We start from the raw sequence: 7,016 nt of genomic DNA on the forward strand, positions 1-7,016 counted from the left end.
ATTGTGACTGGATTTAGCGAGATTGAACGCAGATTAAATCACCTTAGCGAACAAGTGATTGAGATTAAAGCCTATTTAATTCAAAGCCAAGGCACTATTCACAGTGAGTAAGTCTCTGGGGATTCAGGGTAACTGAAACTTTAGGTTTCAAAACCCTTCATTTAGATGAAGGGTTAATAGCATCAGGTCAGAGGAATTATTTTACACAATTCCTGGAATAGCAGGTTTACTACTTTACTCATCAACTTTCCCTGGATGTGCTTACCACCTAGCAATTTTTCACCTTGTTCAGTGACGTTAGCTTTGAGTGAGTCGCGGTAGTTAATCAATTCCTTGGTTAGTTTGTTTTCTGGTAGCCTGCCAGTTTCGACGCCGGTTAAGACGTACTGCCATAAGCTAATTCGACACAGTTGTGAACCGCTAGCCTTTTCAACAAGTCCATCTCCTGACTGTTCCAGAACAGTACCCATACCCAAACGCATTTTGAAAGTGTCGCGGCTGCGGTTGCGTTTAATGCGTTTGGTATCGCCGACTAAACGTCGGACTGTGGTTTCTCCATTTTTGCGATCGCGCTCCGTTTTCTTTATCTCCCGCACTTCGTATTCAATGACTGGCCTGCCATTGACACCCAGGAACGACTCAAAGGGATAAATCCTGGTGAGTAAACGTGATCGCACTCTCAGTCCAAAACCGAACTTATCAAACACCCTCATGTAAGGCTTAAATGCAGAACAGGAAAGCATTTCACTGATTCTTGTCTCTAAGCGCCCTTCATAGAGTGAGATATCACACATCCATTCTGCGTGCAGTTCCAAGATTGGGTCAATCTCAATCCCGTAGTCTTTGGCAATGGATATTTTATAGCGATTTTCGATTCGGGTTTTCCCGGCGGGCGAAATTTCGAGCCTTTTAGCTAACCATCCCCAAAGGGGTGGTAGCAATCCTGGCTTAGTGGATGCACTTTTAGTGTGAGCCACTTCTGGGAACTGCCAAGCTAGAAGCTGCCTTGCATAATTTACAATTGGTGACTGCACCCGGTTAAGGTGTTCAAGCTGCTGGCATAGGTCGCGAAGTTCGTCTATGGGTTCTGGGCGGTGCATGAGAAAGTATCTCAAATTTAATTCTCCAGTCTCCAATCGGTGATCTGGATCGTGACCGTAAGCAGCCATTGCTAAAGCGTCAGCTGGGTCACTTTTATTCGGAAGGTTTTTGCCTCCACGATAACGCCGCAATTCGACGTGACCAACCCAGAGGATTTTGATTTCTAACTTATTGAGGATGGATGCCCACAGTCTTGAATAGTGGTTTCCGGTTGGCTCTAAGATTGCATAATCTGGCTTGATTTCTGCTAGATAATCAGCAAAGTCAAAGGCTGATTTTTGTTTCTTTTTAGCATCAGGATTGGAGTAAAAAGCCGGATATAAAATAGATGCTTTATTTCTTGTTTTACTCCAATATCCCTGTAATCCTCCCTTGGGGTATTGTGTTAAAATGTGAGTGGTTATACTCGATTTGCTAACATCAATTCCCAGAATTGTTAATTCTGTTTTCATGGTTCTGCGATATAAAATGGTGGTTTTCAAGGACTGGCATCCTTTGAGTTACCCGAACTTAATAGCGCACGAATCACCCTAACGCCCCACATGCTTAGGGGCGCGATTCAGGAGTAAACGCATTCGGGAAGTTAACAAGAGAAAAGCCGCGCCAGAAGTTAGGAACGCCTCACTTTAGGGGCGCAATTCAGTCTGAACGCCGCACTTTCTCTAATTAACTTGCTGATTGCTTTGGACACAACCCGCGACGGTGGCTTGTTACCACCGTTTCGGCTACTGTGTCAGGTAGCCATCATCAGGCAGTTATAGAATTTCCAGAGAATCAGCTATTTCTTTAATTTTCTCAGCAGATAATTCACGGTATTGTTCGGTAGCTTTTGCCCCTACATAGCTCCTCCAGTCTTCTATGGTTTCCTCAGTTATTTTGGCAAGAATTTGTATAGCTATTCCCATAGCTAAAGTGTTTAGGACAAATACATCTTTTGACAAAACAACTTTGTTATCGGGTTGAGGGATATTTAAGATTTCTTCATTATTCATAAATTTCATCATCATCAAATTCGTCATCATCTCCCACTAATGAATATTCATTTTCTGGGTCAATAATGTTAAGAGCATCAACCATTGCGCGTCCAGTTAAAACGTCCAATACTGAGTAATTACCCTGCACCATCGCGCTCTCGACTTGATGCATTTTGATTAATCGTTCGAGATCATCTGTACGTAGTGATGGATGAATATCTTCAATAGAATTAATTGGCCTCGGCTCCTGGTTCCCCTCAATCCATCGTTGATGCTGATGAGAGTAAAATTCCCAAAATGCTCTCTTCGCTTCGCTAGTTCCTTGTGGCGGTGCTGTTTCTAAAAAATCAGCAAGTTCTCTACCACGCTCAAATCCTTCGACCCAACATTTCATAGATTCAACCCACTTGCTATTGATGGCAAAGCCACCTTTTACGGTTGCCTCGGTTGCAACTTCGAGCGGATCGGTGTTCCGGCAAATTGCGATAATTTGGGATAAGGCTTGGTACTGAAAACTGCTAAGGCGCTCTATATCAACAATCCACAGGGCAACCACATCACCGTTATCTGTGGTCACGCGCTCTAGGGCGAATGGATCACGCATGGGTATCATTCCGTCTGGAAATAAATCTAATATTGGCTCGTAAGGATTACCGGGTTTGAGTTTTACCCAAGTGTCGTGTTTGGTCATAATTCAAAAAGGGATGATGCCTTAACAGATGATGCCTTAACAATTTCATATTCCCTTTGGAAGTTACGCAATTGTGTTCTAAGTTGGCTGATCTGCGACTCAATTTGCTCTACCATCTCCATCAAGCGGGAGGTTTCCTCGTTTGGATCGTCTCCCTCCAAAACTTTAGCAGACAGTTCTAGACGCTTGGATTCATAATTACCCAGGTTTAGCACCCGTTGGTAAGTAATATTTTTGATTACCATAATTGTGTGATATTTTTTACTTGTACAGTTTGAAGTGTTGGGATTAATTGCGATCGCGTCCCCAAAGACACGATCGCACTCTTATCAGCTATCCAAGACCAACCAGCTGCTGATCAAAAACTACCTCAAAATTACCGCCTCCTTGACGAAGAAGACTTGCATAAGCATCAGCATCAGTGCGGGTACGAAATCGGTAAAAGCAGACATTTTTACCATTGGGCATACGCTCAAAAATTGCCCACGGTCTAAGTCCATCGCGGTAAGTCATGATTTAAAATTCCTAATTGTGTAAAAAAAACACCAGCAATAATCGCTACCAAATGAATGCTGGTGTGTTTACTTGATAAATTCGGACATCTCTACACAAGAATGATTATTTATTATGCATAACTGTGGTTGTCATGTTGTTCCTTGCATTGGTGGGTGTGCATTTGTAAAATATCGCCGCCCAACGTAGTAGTAGGGGCCTGCTCTGTGTCCTTTCGCAGAAGGTAATCACTACCTTGTTTATTCCATAGTCAGTTTTGTAAATGACAAATTCGTTGCCTTCAATATCTGTTATGGCTACCGTCCCCTCACTAAGAAGGGTTTGGAGTTTTTGGGGCAGTTCTTCAATCGTTGTTATGATTTTCTCCTTTTACTAAGTGTGCAGACATCAAAATATCACCGCGCAGACAACGCGTGCCAACGCTCGGCTCTCGGTGATTAAGTTAAGGGTGTTTCCGCGCCGGGGCTAACGCAATGGCGCGGGTGCTTGCTCCTGAATATGCCCTCACAGGCTCGGTGGCAAAGGTGAGGGGGAAGCAAATTTCACGTGATGTTGTAAATCACGTGAAAAAGGACTTATTATTATTTTTCACGTGATTTAGAATTTTGTCAATAGCATTAGCCCGAAATAAATCACGTGTAAAATAGAGGAAATTAAAATGAGCAAGCAACCTACTAATGGGACGCAGAAGAAAAATCCAAGAAAATCAGGAAGTCACCAATGCAACGGTGACAATTCCAACAACCGAGTGGGAAGCGTTCAAGCAGAAAGCAGACAGCATGAAAATGACTCGATCGGACTTGATCAGGGCGATAGCTACCGGAACCGTTCAGATCCAGGAAAAAGACATGAAAGTGGCAGATGGGGTGGTAAGCAAACAAGTGTTGGGAAAATCCTAAAGCGCCTTAAGATTATCGAAGAGTCATACAACAGCGATGTTGGCTCTTATCAAGAAAGGTTAGAAAGTCTATTAGAAGAAAGCAAGGACAAACAAAAGCAGTTTGCACAAGAAGTTCGTCTGTTAGAGGCAGAAATTCTAGATTTAATTTCTGAGGAATCTCCCTCTAATGAAGATCCAAGATTAGAAACTAATGAAAATTCTGAATAAAACCGTCCTGCCTGCTTGGTAAGGGCGGTTTTGTTTTGCTCGCGCGGCGCAGCTTCCTTGAGGGGAATTGCGATCGCGCTGCGGGGAGTGGGGGGAGAAGTGCGATCGCAGTTGACTAATAACTAATGACCAATGACCAGACAACCAATTTACATTGCTTATGCCGTGACCAGTGACAAAGAGGGACTGATGCCCGTGTGCTGGCACACCTCTAAACAGAGAGCGGGTGAAGTGGGAGAAGAACTTGCCCTTGGGGAAGGCTTAAAATTTTACGGCGTTCTCGGGTGTAACCATGCTGATTATCTAGCAATGAATTCCTTTTCCGATGACCACCGCTTGAACGCAAAGAAGCCTTAAAAAACCAAAAAGCCACCAATAGAATTAGCGTTCAAGGGTGGCTTTCTGACAACTAACTAATAGTATTATGCCAAAAAATCCATTTAAAAACAATCTTCCCTGGACGGAATCACACGAAGCATTCTGCTATCAACATCATATTCCACCCGCCGCGAAAATCCTTTGGCAGTGGCTAATGAGGCAAGGGCAAATAGGCAGCGAGATAGAACCAGATTTATCTGAATTTAACGCCTGGGTAGCCAAGACTAGAGGTAAACCTTATGCTCACAACTACCTCAAAAAGATATTTTCTATACTGGTATCATGCCGTGTTTTACAAGTAATTAAACAATATTCTTGGAAGATAACCAAGTTACTTGTAAGACCTCTCGGATGGTTAAATCCACCTAAAAAGGTGCGAGAAAAAAATTTACAAAACCATAATTCAAGTTACGATTTACCCCCCTCAAATGATATCTCAGCCGAACAGGGGGTTAACAGCAGCAGCAATAGTCTTACTCTTACAACCGTCGAATTTGAGGAGTTAGAAAGACAACACGAGATACTTACAGCTTGTGCCTCGATAGCCAACTTTAGTAAATTGACCATTACCTAAGCGGTCATAAATGGGCAATCCTAGACGATAAAGAGGAATCGAGAGCCGTTTAGCGATCGCACCAACATTGGAGTTACCAATCAGCAAATCAGAGCCATCTACTAAACTCTCAAAGTCTTCCAAATCGCCGATAGTGACGCTTTTAACCGGGAGTTTTTCTAGTAGTGGCGATCGCGTCGTTGTCACCACCGCATGAATTTGCGCTCCCATCGATTGCAGGAAATGCACTGTTGACCACAACAAATCTGGTTCCAGTGCTAGAGAAACTCGTTTTGCACCGAAGTAAAAGTGAGTGTCCAACATTGCATCTTGCAACTGACGGCGTTGGCGGCGGTATTTTTCGGGTACGCTGTTACCGCTCAGAATCGCCAATGCTTGGATAAATTCATCTACTGGTTCTAATCCCGTCAGTTCGCCAAACACCTCATAAGGTGTGCCAAAGCGTTCTTCGAGAATCTTTGCAGCCCCCCGCATACTTTCACCCAATGCCAGGGTAAAAGCAGAACTACCTACTTCTCGTAGCTGTTTTAAGGTAGTCCCACTGACCGTAACTGCACTATAAGCATCCTCTAAATGACCATCTAGAGAAGCGCCAAGGTCAGGTACAAAGATAGGCACTAATCCAAAGGCTGTAACTATCTCTTTGATTTCCTGTACATCCCCAGGCGTGAAGGCAGAACCCGCCAAAATCGTGACTTGTTCAGTTCTGAGTCCACCCGCGCGAGGAATTTCCTGAACGATGCTTTCAACAGCAACAGCAAAGCCATCTTGCAACGCACCTTTAAAATCTGGGGTAGGTGCAAAAACGATCGCTAAATCATTCAATTCGGGATGGCGATCGCGGATTTCTTTAAGAAAACCCTCGATGTCATCTCCTCTAGTTTCCGTTAACCCAGTACTACATAAACCAATAATTTCTGGATTAGCCTTTTCTACCAGAGTCAGAATTGCTTGCTCCACATTCTCTTCACCACCCAAGATAGTAGTGACTTCCGTCATCGCTGTGGTAGCTAGGGGAATCGCTTCCCGGAAATGCCGCACTAAGACAACTTTGGCGAAAGCAGTACAACCTTGAGAACCGTGGAATAAGGGCATTGTCCCTTTCAATCCCAAAAAGGCTAAGGTTGCGCCCAAAGCTTGACTTTGCTTGAGGGGATTAACTGTCAATGATTTGTTAGAAATGGTAACGATCGCCATTAAACTACCTCCTTTTTGCTTTCAGAAATAGCATCTACTAGAACAGATGAGGGAGCAGGGGGAGATGAGGGAGCAGGGGGAGCAGGGGGAGATGAGGGAGATCAGGGAGTAAAGGAAGCAAACAAACAATTATTATTCTTCCTCATCCCCCTCATCCCCCTCATCCCCCTCATCCCCCTCATCCCCCTCATCCCCCTCATCCCCCTCATCCCCCTCATCCCCCTCATCCCTCAGTTACTAGATTTGAATGCAATTCAGCCTCGTCCCAAGGAGCGGGTTTGCGTATTTGTTCCCAAATCGGGCTATAGAGAGCTTCGTACAGTTCCCGCGCCATCTCAATCATTCCCACATAACCTGCGCTAAGTTTCCTACCAACAGCGCACTAAACTGCTCAGAAAGCACCAACGTAAACCTTTGCCTTTGCCATTCCACAGGTATGCAAATCCGCGCCAACACAGCTTCTGTCAGTATCAGAGCGGC

General features: G+C 44.2%; 10 protein-coding genes. 4 read left to right on the forward strand and 6 right to left on the reverse strand.

Annotated features, from left to right (window positions below):
* Nucleotides 1-182: 182 nt before the first annotated feature.
* The 5 genes from LC574_RS18870 to LC574_RS18890 form a co-directional block, all read right to left on the reverse strand.
* Complete coding sequence (locus tag LC574_RS18870; RefSeq protein ID WP_229454923.1) at nucleotides 183-1,583, reverse strand: transposase; 1,401 nt, start codon at nucleotides 1,581-1,583, stop codon at nucleotides 183-185.
* Between the two features lie 273 nt (nucleotides 1,584-1,856).
* Nucleotides 1,857-2,093 (reverse strand): hypothetical protein, encoded by a 237-nt coding sequence (locus LC574_RS18875; protein WP_229454924.1) that lies wholly within the window; start codon nucleotides 2,091-2,093, stop codon nucleotides 1,857-1,859.
* Entirely contained in the window at nucleotides 2,086-2,766 is a 681-nt protein-coding gene (locus LC574_RS18880) for a hypothetical protein (protein WP_229454925.1), read from the reverse strand. The genes LC574_RS18875 and LC574_RS18880 overlap by 8 nt, the downstream gene beginning before the upstream one ends.
* Nucleotides 2,763-3,011: a hypothetical protein gene (locus LC574_RS18885; RefSeq protein WP_229454926.1), complete on the reverse strand. Its 249-nt coding sequence runs from the start codon at nucleotides 3,009-3,011 to the stop codon at nucleotides 2,763-2,765. The genes LC574_RS18880 and LC574_RS18885 overlap by 4 nt, the downstream gene beginning before the upstream one ends.
* 88 nt (nucleotides 3,012-3,099) lie before the next feature.
* Entirely contained in the window at nucleotides 3,100-3,279 is a 180-nt protein-coding gene (locus tag LC574_RS18890) for a hypothetical protein (protein WP_229454927.1), read from the reverse strand.
* Between the two features lie 658 nt (nucleotides 3,280-3,937).
* On the opposite strand from LC574_RS18890, the gene LC574_RS18895 reads away from it, so the two are divergent.
* From LC574_RS18895 to LC574_RS18905, 3 genes are all read left to right on the forward strand, one after another.
* Nucleotides 3,938-4,387 carry a hypothetical protein gene (locus tag LC574_RS18895; protein WP_229454928.1) on the forward strand — a complete coding sequence of 150 codons (450 nt, stop codon included), beginning with the start codon at nucleotides 3,938-3,940 and terminating at the stop codon, nucleotides 4,385-4,387.
* Between the two features lie 132 nt (nucleotides 4,388-4,519).
* A complete protein-coding gene (locus LC574_RS18900; protein ID WP_229454929.1) occupies nucleotides 4,520-4,744 on the forward strand; it encodes a hypothetical protein in 225 nt (74 codons plus the stop codon).
* Between the two features lie 67 nt (nucleotides 4,745-4,811).
* Nucleotides 4,812-5,339 carry a hypothetical protein gene (locus LC574_RS18905; RefSeq protein ID WP_229454930.1) on the forward strand — a complete coding sequence of 176 codons (528 nt, stop codon included), beginning with the start codon at nucleotides 4,812-4,814 and terminating at the stop codon, nucleotides 5,337-5,339.
* On the opposite strand, the gene nifN is transcribed toward LC574_RS18905, so the two are convergent.
* On the reverse strand, nucleotides 5,268-6,536 hold the full coding sequence (gene nifN, locus LC574_RS18910; RefSeq protein ID WP_229454931.1) for a nitrogenase iron-molybdenum cofactor biosynthesis protein NifN: 1,269 nt from the start codon (nucleotides 6,534-6,536) through the stop codon (nucleotides 5,268-5,270). The two genes, LC574_RS18905 and nifN, sit on opposite strands and share 72 nt — an antisense overlap.
* A 15-nt stretch (nucleotides 6,537-6,551) precedes the next feature.
* Between nifN and LC574_RS18915 the strand changes: the two genes are divergently transcribed.
* On the forward strand, nucleotides 6,552-6,899 hold the full coding sequence (locus tag LC574_RS18915; RefSeq protein ID WP_229454932.1) for a hypothetical protein: 348 nt from the start codon (nucleotides 6,552-6,554) through the stop codon (nucleotides 6,897-6,899).
* Nucleotides 6,900-7,016 lie beyond the last annotated feature (117 nt).

The organism is Nostoc sp. CHAB 5715 (genome assembly GCF_020829685.1).
Classification (GTDB): Bacteria; Cyanobacteriota; Cyanobacteriia; order Cyanobacteriales; family Nostocaceae; genus Nostoc.